Origin of the sequence: Oryzobacter terrae, from assembly GCF_042756445.1 — a bacterium.
Taxonomy (GTDB): Bacteria; Actinomycetota; Actinomycetes; order Actinomycetales; family Dermatophilaceae; genus Oryzobacter; species Oryzobacter terrae.
This window is the reverse complement of sequence record NZ_CP170578.1, coordinates 1365762-1379513: the sequence shown is the minus strand read 5'-3', so window position 1 is coordinate 1379513 and position 13752 is coordinate 1365762. Positions and strand designations below refer to the sequence as shown.

Sequence of the window (13752 nt, the reverse complement as noted above, 5' to 3'; positions counted from 1 at the left end):
GCACCCAGACCCCCAGCCACAGCCAGGAGCTCCCCGTGTCCGACGCCATCAAGCTCGTCGCCGAGCCGCGTACCCAGTTCGGCAAGGGCGCCGCGCGCAAGATCCGCCGCGCCCACAAGGTCCCCGCCGTCATGTACGGCCACGGCACCGCCCCGGTCCACATCACCCTCCCGGGCCACGACACCATGCTCGCGCTGAAGAACACCAACGCGCTGCTCACGATCGTCCTCGAGGGCGACGAGCAGCTGGCGCTCGCCAAGGACGTCCAGCGCGACCCGATCAAGCCGGTCATCGAGCACATCGACCTCGTCGTCGTCACCAAGGGCGAGAAGGTCACCGTCGACGTCCCGGTCCACGTCGAGGGCGAGGCCGGTCCCGAGACCGTCGTCACCACCGACCACCAGAGCCTCCAGCTCGAGGTCGAGGCCACGAACATCCCCGAGAGCGTCACCGTCAACGTCGAGGGCGCCGAGGCCGGCACCCAGTTCCTCGCCGGCGCCGTCGAGCTCCCGGCCGGGGCCGTCCTGGTCACCGACCCGGAGGCGCTCGTCGTCAACGTCACCGCGCAGGTCACCGCCGAGGCCCTCGAGGCCGAGCTCGCCGAGGCCGAGGCCGAGGCCGGCATCGAGCGCGAGGAGTCCGACGAGGACGCCGCCGAGTCCGCGGAGGCCGCCGAGGGCGAGTCCGCCGAGGCCGAGGGCGAGGGCGAGAAGGCCTCCGACGAGGCCTGAGCCACCCCGCTCACCCGCAGCACCCAGCAGGGCCCGGTCCGTTCGCGGACCGGGCCCTGCTCGCGTCGGGGCCCGTCGCCCCCTCGAGGTCGCGCGACATGCCGAGTGGCCCGGCCTGACGTGGGCATGTCGCGCGACCTCGACCTGATGAGGGGGGCGGCCTCGAGCGGGCGGGGGCAACCGGGCCCTGACGGGCGGGGGGAGCCCGGCGTCGGGTCGGCCGACGGGCGGGGGGAGCCCGGCGTCGGGTCGGCCGACGGGCAGGGGGAGCCCGGCGCCGGGTCGGCCGACGGGCGGTGGCGCGGCTATCGTGTCCGCCGTGACCGACTCAGGACCCTGGCTCGTCGTCGGCCTGGGCAACCCCGGACCCGGCTACGCGGGCAACCGCCACAACGTCGGCGCGATGGTCGTCGAGGAGCTGGCCCGTCGCGCCGGCTCCGCGCTGCGCACCCACAAGGCCCGGGCCCACGCGGCGCAGGTGCGCCTCGGCACCGGACCCGGTGGGGTCCCGGGGCCCGCGGCCGTCGTCGCGGTGCCCACGTCGTACATGAACGAGTCGGGCGGCCCGGTCTCGGCGCTGCTGCGCTTCTTCTCGGTCCCGGCCGAGCGCCTCGTCGTCGTCCACGACGAGCTCGACCTCGACTCGGGCACCGTCCGCCTCAAACGCGGTGGGGGAGAGGGCGGTCACAACGGGCTGCGCTCCATCAGCAGCTCCCTCGGGACGAAGGACTACCACCGCGTGCGGGTGGGCATCGGCCGCCCGCCGGGCCGGATGGATGCCGCCGACTTCGTCCTGCGCGACTTCTCGCCGACGGAGAGGAAGGACCTGCCGTTCCTCGTCGACGACGCGGCGGACGCCGTCGAGGCGCTCGTCGGGCTCGGTCTCCTCGACGCCCAGCAGCAGGTCCACGCGCCCCGCTGAGCGGTCCGTCCCCGGGGCGCCGACGACGCTTCCTGAGCACTTCATGAGCCGAACGGCCGATCCGAACATCAGCCGAACGGCCGATGTTGCTCGAAACGGTATCGCCACACGGGGCCGCGTCTCCTAAGGTGTGGTTCACCTCGTCGGTTGCAGGACCAGCGGGGAAAACCTAGCCGGCTCAACCGAGCCGGTCGTCTTCGAACACTATCGATTGCAGGGGTCGACGTTCGATGAGCATTGCGCAGGGTATCGGCGCGCCCTCGTGGGGAAAACCACGAGAGGCAGCGCACGTCGATCTCGCGGCCCACGGGCACGCGAGTGTTCGCAGACGACTTCGCGAGTGGGAGAGATCCCACCGCTGGCGGACGCTGTCCGTCGACCTGGTCGCCGGTGTGTCCGGCGTCGGTCTGGGGGTCTGGGGCCGGAGCCTCGTCGTCGACGACGTCTCCGCCCCCTCCATCGTGCCGTGGCTCATGGCCCTGGCGCTCGTCGTCGCCTGGGTCCTGGCGCTCGCCGCGCACGGGGCGTACGCGCTGCGCTTCGCCGGCTCGGGCACCGAGGAGTACCGAGCCGTGACGCGCGCCGCCGCCACCCTCGTGGCCGTCATCGCGTGCGCGTCCTTCCTTCTCCACGCGCCGTTCTCGCGGACCGTCGTCCTCGTGGCGGCGCCGACGATGCTCGCGCTGTCCGGCACCTCGCGCTGGCTGCTGCGCCGGCACATCGCCCGACGCCGCCTGGAGGGCTACTACCTCCAGCCGACGCTCCTCGTCGGTGACGTCAGCTCGGTGCGCGACATGGCCGACCACATCCTGCGCGAGCCGGCTGCCTCGGGCATGCGGATCGTCGGGGCGTGCGTCAGCGACGTCTCTGACCCGGCCGTCGCCGACCTCCGCGCCGCGGGCGTGCGGGTCCTCGGCTCGCAGCACGACACCCTCGGGGTCGTCGAGCGCCACGAGGTCGAGGCCGTCGCCGTCGCGAGCAACCCCGAGCTCAGCGGGGTGGCCCTGCGCCGCCTCGGCTGGTCGCTCGAGCAGCAGGACGTCGACCTCCTCATCTCCCCCGGGATCGTCGAGGTCGCGGGCCCGCGCCTGACGATGCGGCCGGCGGCCGGCGTGCCGATGCTCCACGTCGAGCGCCCGATCTCCAGCGGCCTGCGCTACGGCATCAAGCTCATGGCCGACCGGCTCGGGGCACTCCTCCTCATCGTCCTCGCGGCCCCGGTGCTCCTCGGGATCGCCTACCTCGTCAAGCGCGACACCCCCGGCCCGGTCTTCTTCACCCAGGCCCGGGTCGGCGAGGGCGGCCGGATGTTCCGGATGATCAAGTTCCGCACCATGGTCGTCGACGCCGAGCAGCGCCTGGCCGACCTCGAGACCGTGGGCCACGACGCCAACCAGACGCTGTTCAAGATGCGCACCGACCCGCGGGTCACCCGCGTCGGGGCCTTCCTGCGCCGCTTCTCGGTCGACGAGCTCCCGCAGCTGTTCAACGTGCTCAAGGGCGAGATGTCCCTCGTCGGGCCGCGGCCGCCGCTCACGAGCGAGGTCGACCGCTACGAGAGCGACGCCGTGCGCCGCCTGCGCGTCCGCCCCGGCATGACCGGTCTCTGGCAGGTCTCCGGCCGCAGCGACCTCTCGTGGGGCGACTCGGTCCGGCTCGACCTCTGGTACGTCGACAACTGGTCGCTCGCCCTCGACGCCCAGATCCTCGTCCGCACCGCTGAAGCCGTGATCCGCGGCAGAGGGGCCTACTGATGACCCACGCTCGACGGACGACCGCCGACCCCGCCGCCCCCACGGGGCAGCGGGGCCGCGCTGTCGTCCACCCCGCCACGCGAGTGCCGACCCGGACCCGGGTCGCGGCGCTCGTGGGCGGTCTCGCCCTCGTCGCGCTCACCGCGTGCAGTGGCTCCGACTCCACCGACACGGCGGCGCCCGGCGCCTCCACGTCGCCCTCGGCCTCGCCGTCGGCGTCCGCGCCGACCGAGACCGCCCGGCCCACCCCGGCCCCGTCCTCGGTCGGCCCCACCCCGACCCCCGGACCCTCGGTGGTCGCCAAGGTCAAGCGCCCCGGGGCCCCGGCGACGCCCACCGTCAGCGCCGCCCCCGCGGCGTTCGACAAGGCCGTCGCCTACCCCGACGGCCTCCGCCTCACGGTGGGCAAGGTCACGAGCGGCGTCGAGTCCGGCCAGGGCCTCGGGGCGTTCGCCGGGCGCGAGTTCGCCGTCTTCGAGGTGCGCCTCGAGAACAGGACGAGCAAGGCCCTCGACCTCCAGGCGGTCGTCGTCACGGCCACCTACGGCGCGAAGAACCTCGTCGCCGAGCGCGTGTACGCCGACGACGTCGACGCCAAGGACTTCGGTGGCACCCTCGCCGCGGGCAAGACCGCCGGGGCTCGCTACGCGTTCGCCGTGCCGAAGGCCTCGCTGAACCGCACCCGCCTCGTCGTCGACTTCGACGGCGTCCACACGTCCGCGGAGTTCCGCGGCGACGCCCGAGCCGCCGGCTGACCCCCGTGTCGGCCCCCACCGTCGGTCGGGTGGCGTCCCTCCCGGGGCGTCTCCGCCGGCTGCCCGCCCTCGCCGCCGCGCTCGCGCAGCTGGCGCAGGCCGCGGGCAGCTTCGCGCTCCAGGTCGTGGCCGCCCACGCCCTCGGCGCCTCGGGGCTCGGCACCATCTCGCTCTGCCTGGGGACGACGATCCTCACGACCGCGGTCACGAGCGGCCTCGTCGGCGACTCGCTCACGGTCCTGGACCGCCACGACCGCCGGGTGCGCGCCGCGCTCCAGGCCTGGCTCGTCGTCGTCACCCTCGCCGGCTCGGTGGGGGCGGCGCTCGTCCTCGACCTCACCGGTGTCCTCACCGGCGGCGAGGCGGTGCTCTTCGCCGTGGCCACCGCCGCCTTCCAGGTCGAGGAGGTGCTGCGCCGGGTCCTCATGGCGGTCCAGCGCTTCTGGACCCTCCTCGTCGTCGACGGCGTCGCCGTCGCCACGACCCTGCTCAGCCTGCTCCTCGTCGAGGAGATCGGGGTCGGCTCGTTCCTCCTGTCGGTCGCCGTCGGCCAGGCCGCCGGCATCGTCGTCGCGCTCGCGGTGCTCCCGCGGGCGGAGCGGCGTCTCGTCCCCCTCCGGGGGGCGGCCCTGCGCGAGGTCATCGCGTTCGGAGGATGGCGCGGCGCCCAGGTCGCGCTCACCCCCACCGGCCTGACCATCAGCCGGTTCGTCCTCCTCGGAGCCACCGGCGCCGTGGCCCTCGGCGAGGTGGAGGCGGGCCGGATCCTCGGCGCACCTGCCCTCCTCGTCGTCCAGGGGCTCGGCTCGTACCTGCTGAGCACCTACGCCCGCGACCACGCGCTCCCGCTCGACGTCCTGCGCGCGCGAGCCCGCCGGGCCAGCCTCGCGATGGCCGGCACCGCCGTGGCCCTCGGCGTCGTCGTCACCGCCCTCACCCCGTTCCTCGCCCCCCTGGCCGTCGGTCGCGCGATCGACGTCCACCTCGTCACCGTCGCGGGGTGGGCGCTCTTCGCGGCCGCCACCGCCACGATGCAGCCGTTCGCCAGCCTCGCCGTCACCCGTGGCAGCCAGCGCGCGGTCTTCGGCCTGCGGGCCCTCGACGTCGTCGTCGGGACCGGTCTGCTCGCCCTCGCCCTCGGCCCGATCGGTCTCGCGGCGCCCCTCACCCCCCTCGTCCTCGCGGTCGGCCCCGTCCTCAGTGGCGTCCTCGTCCGCACCGTCGTGCTCCGGACCCCCGGCGCAGACCGTTCAGAAGGCCAGTCATGAACGCACACCTCATCCCCCGGGTCGGGCGCCTCGCGCTCGCCGCGCTCGTCGTGACGCTCGGCCTCGTCGTCCCCCTGGCGCCCGCCGCCAGCGCCGACGAGCCCGTCGCGGTCGACACCGTCGGCGCCGACGCCCTGCCCACGTGGCAGATCAACGGCGTCGTGTGGAGCCAGGCGGTCGTCGGGACCACGGTGTACGTCACCGGCAGCTTCACCAGGGCCCGGCCGCCGGGTGTGCCCGTCGGCGGAGCGGGTGAGATCGCGGCGCAGAACATCTTCGCCTACGACGTCACCACCGGGAACCCGGTGGGCAACTTCTCGCACGCGCTCAACGCGCAGGGCCTGGTCGTCCGCGCCTCGGCCGACGGGTCGCGGGTCTACGTGGGTGGTGACTTCACGACCGTCGACGGCATCGCCCGCGGCCACGTCGCCGCGTTCAGCACGGCCACCGGCGCGCTGCTCAACTGGGCCCCGAACATCGGCGGCCAGGTCCGCGCCCTGGCCGTCGCGGCCGACACCGTCTACGTCGGCGGCAACTTCCCGTCGGCCAACGGCGCGACGCGCACCCACCTCGCGGCCTTCCGGGTCTCCAACGCGCAGATGACCGACTGGGCCCCCGTGGCCGCCGGCACCGGCGGCTACGTCTGGACGATGGTCATGAGCCCCGACCAGACCCAGGTCATCGCCGGCGGTTCGTTCGCCACGCTCAACGGCACCGCCGCCTACGGCATGGGCGCGCTCGACGCCGCCACCGGCGCGACGCGACCGTGGGCCGCGCAGACCAAGATCCGCACCGCCGGCCTCAACGGCGGCATCACGAGCCTGAAGGCCGACGCGACGAACGTCTACGGGTCGGGGTACGCCTTCGGCTCGGGAGCCAGCTTCGAGGGCACCTTCGCCGCCGACCCGAACGGCGGGGCGATCCGGTGGGTCAACGACTGCCTCGGCGACACCTACGACGTCGAGTCCTTCCAGGGCTCGCTGTACTCGGTCGCCCACGCCCACGACTGCTCGGTCATCGACGGCTTCGGCGACACCAGCCCGCGCTCGCGCTGGCAGAAGGCGATGGCCTCCTCGACCGAGGCCACCGGGATGACGACCCGCAACGACGCCTACGGGTGGGACTTCCGTGGCTACGCCTTCGCCGGTCTGCGCCAGTGGTACCCCGACCTCGAGTTCGGCTCCTACACCCCCGACCGGCAGGCGGCCTGGGCCGTCGAGGGCAGCGGCGACTACCTCGTCCTCGGCGGGGAGTTCCCCACGGTCAACGGCACCGCCCAGCAGGGCCTGGTCCGCTTCCTCAAGAAGTCGGTCGGCCCGCACTCCTTCAAGCCGATCTACCTCGCCGGCATGGACCCCGTCGCGACCTCGACCGAGGCGGGCGAGGTGCGCGTGCGCTTCAACTCCACGTGGGACCGCGACGACGAGACCCTCACCTACGACGTCTACCGCGACAACGGGCCGTCGATCGGCTCGGTGACCTCCTCGAGCGTGTGGTGGAAGCTGCCCCCGCTCGTGTTCACCGACACCGGCCGCACCCCGGGTGCGAGCCACACGTATAGGGTGCGCGTCAAGGACGCCACCGGCAACGTGCAGTGGAGCAACAAGTCGGCGGCGGTCACCGTGTCCTCGACCACCCCGTCGGCATACTCGGCCCTCGTCCGTGGTGACGGCGCCCAGCACCTGTGGCGCTTCGAGAACGGCACGTCGCCCTCGCTCGACGCCGCGGGTGCCACCGACCTCACCCTCGCGAGCACCAGCACGACGACGGGGGTCGCCGGCGGCGCCCTCCAGTCCTCGGGTGGCTCGAACCCCAAGGCCTACGCCGCCTTCGCCGAGCCCAAGCCGGCGGCCGTGACGCTCGAGGCGTGGGTGAAGACGACCTCGAGCCGCGGTGGCCGGATCATCGGCCTCGGCAGCTCGTCGTCCAACTCGTCCTCGAGCTACGACCTCGCGCTCTACCTCGGCGACAACGGCCGGGTGAACCTCGGCGTCAAGAACGCCGCGAACTCGCTGGTGACGACGACGTCCGCCCAGTCGGTCAACGACGGCGCGTGGCACCACGTCGCGGCCGTCGTCGACGCCGGCGGCAGCACGATCGTCATCGACGGCCGTCGTGCCGGCCGGAGCCAGACCGCCACCGGCGGCCCGGCCTTCCGCGGCTACTGGCGCGTCCTCGGTGACAGCACCTCGGGCCTGGGCAACCGGCCCACCGACGCCGCCCTGTCCGGCGCCGTCGACGAGGTCGCCGTCTACACCTCGGCGCTGCCGATCCAGACGCTGCGCACGCACTACACCGCGGTCACGGGCACCGACCCGACGCCGGCGGCCCAGACCGACACCTACGGTGCGCGGGTCCAGGCCGACGGTCCCGACGCCTACTGGCGCCTCGGGGAGGCCAGCGGCTCCCTCGCCCGCGACTCCTCGGGCTCGGCCAACGACGCGACGTACGCAGGCGTCTCCGCCTACGGCCGTCCCGGCGCCGTGGGCGGCAGCAACACCGCCGTGACGCTCAACGGCACGAGCGGGTCCGTCGTCTCCCAGCAGGCGTGGGGTGCTCCCACCACGTACAGCACCGAGATGTGGTTCCAGACGACGACCACCCGTGGTGGCCGGCTCGTCGGGTTCGGCAGCTCGGGGACGTCCGCGCTCAGCAGCAACTACGACCGCATGGTCTGCATGCGCAACGACGGCAAGCTGATGTTCGGCGTCAGCAGCAACGGGCAGCAGACGATCGTCAGCCCGGCGGCGTACAACGACGGCGCGTGGCACCACGTCGTCGCCACCCAGGGTGCCGACGGCATGCGCCTGTACGTCGACGGCGTCGAGCGGGGGACCAACCCCACGACCACCGCCGCCTCGTACACGGGCTACTGGCGGGCCGGCGGCGACCGCTGCTGGGCCGGCACGACGAGCACCTACCTCGCCGGCACCATCGACGACGTCGCCGTCTACACCACCGCCATCCCGGCCTCGGTCGTCGGCGCGCACTACACGGCGAGCGGTCGGGCGATGGCCAACCAGGCGCCGACCTCGCGCATCGTGTCGTCCAGCGCGTTCCTCACGGCGTCGCTCGACGGCTCCACGTCCTCCGACCCCGACGGCACGATCGCGTCCTACGCGTGGACCTTCGGCGACGGGTCGACGAGCACCGCGATGGCGCCCACCCACGTCTACGCGGCGGCGGGCACCTACCCGGTCACCCTCACCGTCACCGACGACCGCGGGGCCACCGCCATCTCCTCGACCTCGGTCACCGTCGTCGCGAACCAGGCCCCCACGGCCTCCTTCACGGCCACGCCCACGGGCCTGAGCGCGGCGGTGGACGCCTCGGCGAGCAGCGACCCCGACGGCTCCGTCGCGAGCTACGCCTGGGCGTTCGGCGACGGCTCCACCGGGACCGGCCGCACGACCTCGCACGCCTACGCCACCGAGGGTCCGTACACGATCACCCTCACGGTCACCGACGACCAGGGCACCACGGCATCGACGACGCGCAGCGTCACGGTGACGCGACCGGCCAACGTCCTCCCGACCGCGGCCTTCACGTCCTCCTCGGACTTCCTCACGGCGTCCGTCGACGGCACCGGCTCCACCGACCCCGACGGCTCCGTCGCCTCGTACGCGTGGGACTTCGGCGACGGCGGCAACGGCACCGGCGCGACCGCGTCGCACACCTACGCGACCGCCGGGACCTACGACGTCACGCTCACGGTCACCGACGACCGCGGGGGCAGCGCCACGCTGACCAAGCCGGTCACCGTGGCGGCCAACGCGGCCCCGCAGGCCCGCTTCACGAGCTCGGTCGACCGCCTGGTCGTCGGCCTCGACGCCTCGACGTCGTCCGACGCCGAGGGGGCCATCGCGTCCTACGCGTGGGACTTCGGGGACGGCACCAACGGCACCGGTCGCACGACGAGCCACACCTACGCGGCCGACGGCACCTACACGGTCCGGCTCACGGTCACCGACGGCCTCGGCGCCACCGACTCGACCACGGCCTCCGTGACCGTCGTCGGTGACCCCTCGGCCGCCCGCGACGCGTTCGGCCGCACGGTCACCGGTGGCTGGGGCGCCGCCGACAAGGGTGGCGCCTGGACGCTCAGCGGCACGCTGAGCCGGTACTCCGTCGCGGGCGGCCTCGGCACGGTCAACCTCGGCGTCGGCGCGAGCGCCACGGCCCGGCTGACCTCGGTCGCGATCCAGGACACCGAGATCACGACGACGGTGACGACCGACAAGGCGCCCACGGGCGGCGGGCAGTACGTCTCCGTCATCGCCCGATCGGTGGCCGGAGGGTCCGAGTACCGCGGCAAGCTGCTCCTCGGCAGCACCGGCGCGGTCACCGCCTACGTCACCCGGGTCGACGCCGGCGTGGAGACCGCGCTGGGCTCGGCGACCGTCACCGGTGTGACCTACACCCCCGGCACCGTCCTCAAGGTCCGGGTCCAGGCGACCGGCACCTCGCCCACGACGGTGCGCCTCAAGGTGTGGACGGGAGCGACCGAGCCGACGGCCTGGCTGCTCTCGCGCACCGACAGCACGGCCGTCCTCCAGGCGGCCGGGTCGGTCGGGTTCTACGACTACGTGTCGGGGTCGGCGACCAACGCCCCCGTGGTCTTCCGCCACGACGACCTCTGGGTCGGTCCGCCGCAGCCGTGACCCCCTGAACCCCGGCCCGTCGCACCCTGGTTGCAGGGAGCGACGGGCCGGACCCAGGGTCGGCACCCGTCGCCGGAGAGCCACGTGGCCGGCCCCCGGAGGAGCCGCTCAGCGGGTGAGCTGGGCCAGGGTCTCGACGACCCGCTCGCCGTAGCGTCGGACGCCGAAGGTCGTGCGGGCGGACTCCCGTCCGGCCAGGGCCATCGCCCGCGCGCCCTCCGGGTCGTCGACGAGCCGGGCGACGGCGGCCGCGACGGCCTCGGCGTCGTCGGAGGGGACGTGCAGGCCGGTCGCGCCGTCGACGATGCTCTCGAGGTGGCCACCGGCGGCCGTCGCGACGACGGGTCGCTCCGCGAGCTGGGCCTCGACGACGACGTTGCCCAGCGCGTCGCGCACCGAGAGGGACAGCGCCACGTGGCAGCGGTCGAACACGGCCGAGCTCGGGCTGACGTAGCCGCTGAAGGTCACGTGGTCGGTGAGGCCGCGCTGCGCCACCTCCCTGCGCAGCCGCTCCTCGTACGCCTCGTTGCCGGGGTACACGGTGCCCGCGAGCTCGAGGTGGACGTCGCGGCCCGCGCGCCGCAGGTGGTCGACGGCCTCGATGGCGACGTGCTGGGACTTGCGCTCGGACAGCCGGCTCACGAGGGCGAGGCGGACCGGCGGGGCGGACGGGGCGGGGACCGGGGGGCCTGGACGGTCGGGCACCCCGTTGAGGACGACGACGGACCGCTCCGCCAGCCGGGGGAGGACCTCGAGGGCGGCGCGCTCGGCCGTGCGCGAGATGAACAGGACACGGGTGGCAGCGAGGAGCGGGGCCGCCATCGCGCGACGGACCAGGCCCGGGTCGGCGTCCTCCGCCTCGTGGACGTGGACGAGGACGGGCACCCGGGCGACCCGGCACGCGAGGATCCACCAGGGCATCGTCACGGTGTTGACGTAGACGACGTCGGGGCGGGTCGCGCGCAGCACGCGGCGCAGGGCGGGCAGCGCCCGCGCGGTCTCCGCGGCCAGGCGCACGAGCCCGGTGGGGGAGAGGTAGGCGCGCCGGATGACGGGGTAGCGCGCGACGTGCGTGGCGGCGCCCGCGGCGGCGAGGCGCTCGTGCAGCGGGCCCGGGCCCGGCGTGACGACGGTGACGTCGTGGCCGGCGCCGACGACCGCGACGACGCTCTCGAGCATCTGGAGGTCGGACCCGTAGACGTCGGCCCCCGGGTTGACGACGAGGACCCTCACGCAGGCCCTCCGGCGCGCGCCCCGGCGCCGACGGGCTGCCCGGCACCGGTCGCGGGGGGAAGCACCCGGCTGGGGTCGGCGGGCACCGGCTCGGCGAGGTCGACGGGCACGAGCTCGGACAGCCCCTCACCGGGGATGCGCTTGAGGACCGAGGCGAAGGCGAGGATGCACAGGACGATGAACGAGGTCGTGGCGTCGAACAGGCCGCTCTCGAGGAAGCCGCGCATCGCGAGGAAGACGAGGAGGGCCAGGAGCACGCCCCGCCACTCGCGCCGCGCCACGAGGAGGGCGACCCCGGTCGCCACCACCCAGGAGATGGCGATCACCAGCCCGACCCACCCGGCCTGGACGAGCGCCGAGACCCAGCTGCTGTCGAGGACCTGCTCGGTCCACGGCTGCCCGGTGACCTGGATCGTCTTCTGCGACAGCCCTCCACCGAACCACTGGTGCGAGAAGCTCTGGCCGGGGGCGATGGCGGCCTTCCACGCGTAGAGCCGGTCGGCGAACGTCGTGAGGCGCTGGGTGTCCTCGCCCCGGGTCACGAGCTGGCCCGCGACCGGCGTCAGCACGACGAGCGCGAGGACCGCCGGGGGGATGCACACGGCGGCCGCGGCGACGGCGACCCGGACGCGCGTCGCGAAGAGCGCGAGCACGATGAGGGCCGTGACGCCGGCGATGAGGGACGTCCGCGACTGGGTCAGCACGACGATCGCGATGCACGCGGGGACGAAGAGCAGCGACCACGGACGGTCCTCGCCCCGGAAGAGCCGCCCGACGACCCACAGCAGGCAGATGACGGTGAGCGAGGCGAGCTCGTTGGCGTGGAGCGGCGGCAGGCCGCCGTGGAGCCGTCCGGTCGTGCCGAGGGCCAGGGTCGTCAGGGTCGCGGCGATGACGAGGATCGCGAAGGTGACGACGAAGGCGTGCAGCACGTCGCGGATGGCGTAGGTGCGCACGAGGACCGCGACGATGAGCAGGACGAGGACGACGCGGACGGCGAGGACGGCGGTGGGGACGAGCCGCCCGTCGGCGGCGGCACCGAGGACGCTGCACCCGAGGAAGGCCGACACCCAGATGAAGGGAGCGGCCGGCACGGGGTAGCGCTCGGTGCGGGAACGGACGAGGAGGACCCCGATGCCCAGGGCGGTGAGGGTGAGCGCGGCCTTGGCGACGACGACGGGGTCGGCGCCTCCGGCGTAGAGGCTGTCGGGGCGCCACGGCACCTGGGCGCACGTGGCGAGGAAGGCGACGAGCAGGGCCCCGGCGTGGGGCCACCTCCGGGTCGTCATCGCGACCAGGTGGCCGACCGCGCTCCCTCACGGGCCGGGGAACCGTTCGAGGCCAGGCGCACCGTGGGCGCCCCGACCGTGGTCGCCGGGCGCCGGGCGGCGCGCGGACCCCGGCGGCCGTCGTCGCGGGCCGCCGCGCCGTCGTCGTCCTCGTCGTCCGACCCGTCGTACTCGTCGGGCTCGGGGGACCGGTCGACGTCACCGGGCTCGTCGTCGCGCTCGCGGGCGTGGTCCTCGGACGCTGCGCCCTCGTCGTGCTGCTCGGCCGCGGTGGGCTCGTCGTGCTGACGGGCCCGGTCGGGCTCGGTCGCCCAGGCGGTCTCGGCGGTCCGGGGCGCCTCGGGGCGCTCGGGCGAGCTCGGCTCGTCCCCGGCCTCGGTGCGGCGCGGGCTCAGGGACCACCGGCTCGATGCGGCGGTGGTGGCCGTCGCGGCGGCCGAGCCGGCAGCGAAGGCCGAGCCGGGAGCGGAGGCCGGAGCCGTCCCGGCGAGCGAGCCGCGCTCGGCACCCGAGGCGGCGGGGTCGCGACGCCGGGCCGGGATGGAGCGCAGGACGAGCGCGACGAGCACGCCGAACGCGCCGCCGGCGAGCAGGCCGAGGCCGCCGAGGATCGTCGAGGAGGGGGAGGTGGGGGAGGTGGGCTCGCGCGCCGGCACCGCCTTCTGGATCGTCACCGAGGTGTTGCGCGCCCCGGACCGCTCGAGCTCGATCGCGTAGTCGGCGATGTTGTCGGCGATGCTGTCGGCGATCTCCTTGGCCTCGGTGGGCGAGGGCGACGTCGCCGCGATCTCGACGACCGGGGTGTCGGTGGGGTTGGTCGCCGTGACCATCCCGAGCAGTGCCGTCGAGGTGTAGGGGAGGTCGAGCGACTCACGGGTCGCGTCGACGACCTCGGGTGCCGTGACGAGCGTCGGGTACGTCGCCGCTCGCTTCTCGGCGAACTGCGCGGCCTGGTAGAAGCCGCTCTGGTCGCTGGCGCCGGCCATGACGATGAGGACCGCCTTGGCGGTGTAGGCCTTGGGGCTGACGACCCCGTAGGCCGTGCCCGCGACGGCACCGAGGACGGCGAGCAGCGCGATGAGCTTCCAGCGCCGGAGCAGGGTCGAGCCCAGGGCCCCGACCGTCAGTACCTCGGTCAT

General features: G+C 74.3%; 9 protein-coding genes and 1 pseudogene. 6 read left to right on the top strand and 4 right to left on the bottom strand.

Annotated elements, in window-relative coordinates; genetic code table 11:
- Positions 1-35: 35 nt before the first annotated feature.
- The 6 genes from ACFWN3_RS06370 (at position 36) to ACFWN3_RS06345 (ending at position 10091) form a co-directional block, all read left to right on the top strand.
- Positions 36-731, top strand: coding sequence for a 50S ribosomal protein L25/general stress protein Ctc (locus tag ACFWN3_RS06370; RefSeq protein WP_377644504.1), 696 nt, complete (start codon positions 36-38; stop codon positions 729-731).
- 319 nt (positions 732-1050) lie between these two features.
- A complete protein-coding gene (pth, locus tag ACFWN3_RS06365; RefSeq protein WP_377644502.1) occupies positions 1051-1653 on the top strand; it encodes an aminoacyl-tRNA hydrolase in 603 nt (200 codons plus the stop codon).
- A 392-nt stretch (positions 1654-2045) separates the two neighbouring features.
- Positions 2046-3407: a sugar transferase gene (locus ACFWN3_RS06360; RefSeq protein ID WP_377644500.1), complete on the top strand. Its 1362-nt coding sequence runs from the start codon at positions 2046-2048 to the stop codon at positions 3405-3407.
- Positions 3407-4162 carry a DUF4352 domain-containing protein gene (locus tag ACFWN3_RS06355; protein WP_377644498.1) on the top strand — a complete coding sequence of 252 codons (756 nt, stop codon included), beginning with the start codon at positions 3407-3409 and terminating at the stop codon, positions 4160-4162. Before ACFWN3_RS06360 ends, ACFWN3_RS06355 begins: the two co-directional genes overlap by 1 nt.
- Before the next feature lie 29 nt (positions 4163-4191).
- Positions 4192-5430 (top strand): hypothetical protein, encoded by a 1239-nt coding sequence (locus ACFWN3_RS06350; RefSeq protein ID WP_377644496.1) that lies wholly within the window; start codon positions 4192-4194, stop codon positions 5428-5430.
- On the top strand, positions 5427-10091 hold the full coding sequence (locus tag ACFWN3_RS06345) for a PKD domain-containing protein (RefSeq protein ID WP_377644494.1): 4665 nt from the start codon (positions 5427-5429) through the stop codon (positions 10089-10091). The genes ACFWN3_RS06350 and ACFWN3_RS06345 overlap by 4 nt, the downstream gene beginning before the upstream one ends.
- Positions 10092-10199: 108 nt before the next feature.
- Here the strand turns inward: ACFWN3_RS06345 and ACFWN3_RS06340 are convergent, their stop codons facing one another.
- From ACFWN3_RS06340 to ACFWN3_RS06325, 4 genes and pseudogenes are all read right to left on the bottom strand, one after another.
- Positions 10200-11324 (bottom strand): glycosyltransferase family 4 protein, encoded by a 1125-nt coding sequence (locus ACFWN3_RS06340; RefSeq protein WP_377644492.1) that lies wholly within the window; start codon positions 11322-11324, stop codon positions 10200-10202.
- Complete coding sequence (locus ACFWN3_RS06335) at positions 11321-12256, bottom strand: O-antigen ligase family protein (RefSeq protein WP_377645539.1); 936 nt, start codon at positions 12254-12256, stop codon at positions 11321-11323. Before ACFWN3_RS06335 ends, ACFWN3_RS06340 begins: the two co-directional genes overlap by 4 nt.
- Before the next feature lie 81 nt (positions 12257-12337).
- Positions 12338-12547 (bottom strand): annotated as a pseudogene (locus ACFWN3_RS06330) (hypothetical protein); the annotation flags it as partial.
- Positions 12548-12609: 62 nt separating this feature from the next.
- Positions 12610-13752, bottom strand: coding sequence for a YveK family protein (locus tag ACFWN3_RS06325; RefSeq protein ID WP_377644490.1), 1143 nt, complete (start codon positions 13750-13752; stop codon positions 12610-12612).